Origin of the sequence: Stenotrophomonas sp. HMWF003 (genome assembly GCF_003061285.1) — a bacterium.
In the GTDB taxonomy this organism is placed as follows: Bacteria; Pseudomonadota; Gammaproteobacteria; order Xanthomonadales; family Xanthomonadaceae; genus Stenotrophomonas; species Stenotrophomonas maltophilia_AP.
In genome coordinates this window covers 1,802-2,599 of sequence record NZ_QAIW01000464.1, presented here as the reverse complement: position 1 = coordinate 2,599, position 798 = coordinate 1,802, and the positions used below count along the sequence as shown (strand labels likewise).

Genomic DNA, 798 nt, shown 5'->3' with positions numbered 1-798 from the left:
CTGCGCAGCGGCGGGCAGGCTGCCGAGGTCGTGCAGGCGGCGGCCAACCTGGAAGATGTGTTCGTGTCGGCGACGCGCGGACGCGACAGCGCTTCGGCGCAGAGCACGTCGCCATGAGCCTGCGCCGGTTGTGGGCGATCGTGCTGAAGGAACTGCGCCAGATGCGCCGCGACCGCATCACCTTGGCGATGATCGTAGGTATTCCGGTGATGCAGCTGGTGTTGTTCGGCTATGCCATCAACCTCAACCTGCGTCATCTCGACACCGGCGTGGCCGATCAGGCCGGAACCTCGGCGTCACGCGCGCTGCTGATGGACATGGTGGCCACCGGGGTGATCCACCCGATCCTGCGCGTGGATACGCCCGAGCAGCTGGTGCAGGCGCTGCGCGAGGGGCGCATCAGCATCGGGGTGGTGGTGCCACCGGATTTCGAACGCCGCCGTTTTGAAGGTCGCGAAGCCGTCCAGGTGATGGTGGACGGGAGTGACACCGTGGTCCAGAGCGCGGCGGTGCAGCTGGCGCAGGTGCCGTTGAGCACCCAGCCGGTGGGCAACGACCGGCCGCTGCGCAGCGGCGCGGTGGCCAGCGCCGGGCAGATCAGCGTGGTGGCGTTCTACAACCCGCAGCGGCGCTCGGCGATCAACATCGTGCCGGGGCTGATCGGCATCATCCTGACCATGACCATGGTGATGTTCACCGCCGTGGCGATCGTGCGCGAACGCGAGCGCGGCAACATGGAACTGCTGATCGCCACACCATTGACCCGCAGCGAGCTGATGATCGGCAAGGTGCTGCCGT

1 pseudogene is annotated in these 798 nt (G+C 67.3%); it reads left to right on the top strand.

The features are described from left to right. Positions 1–113: 113 nt before the first annotated feature. A pseudogene (locus DBR34_RS24420) lies at positions 114–798 on the top strand (ABC transporter permease); the annotation flags it as partial.